Origin of the sequence: Lysobacter sp. TAB13 (assembly GCF_052113885.1) — a bacterium.
GTDB lineage: Bacteria > Pseudomonadota > Gammaproteobacteria > Xanthomonadales > Xanthomonadaceae > Lysobacter > Lysobacter gummosus.
In genome coordinates, this window is sequence record NZ_JBFRDR010000140.1 from 1 (window position 1) to 510 (window position 510).

Sequence of the window (510 nt, forward strand, 5' to 3'; positions counted from 1 at the left end):
CGCATGCATCGCTGCTGCCGCGAGCACGGTGAGGAAGATCGCGAGGCTCACCGGCGCACGGTGCCCGTCGACAGAGCATGGGCCCAGTCATCCCGCCCATTYCGCCGGGCCTCGGCCGAGGCCGCCTCCCAGTCATAGGCGATGGCGTGATGCTCGACCGCAATCGCGCCCGCGATCGTCACAATCGCGAAGCGGGCATGCGGGCTTCCGCTCTCGCAGACATGGGCAGGCGGCGTCTCGTCCTGATAGGCCGGGTTCCCGACACTGCCGGGGTTGACGATGACCATGCCGCTGGAGAGCCGCAAGACCCGGGGCAGGTGGCTGTGCCCGCAGAGCAGGAGCGGCCCCTTCGTGCCGGCCAGCCGCGCCTCGACGGCGGCGACCGTGTCGGGAAGGAGGCGGCCACCGGCAACGGCTTCCATCAGATAGGCTTCATCGTCGCCGGGCGAGGCATGGACGCATCGCGCGCCGGCGGCGAACTGCTCTTGTGGCAGCGCGGACAACCAGGCG

Annotated in this window: 1 protein-coding gene; it reads right to left on the minus strand. The window is 70.5% G+C overall.

The window, feature by feature from the left end; genetic code table 11:
* Window positions 1–47: 47 nt before the first annotated feature.
* Window positions 48–510: metallophosphoesterase family protein (locus AB4Y92_RS25515; RefSeq protein WP_441822157.1), on the minus strand; the 463-nt coding region annotated here is incomplete at its 5' end.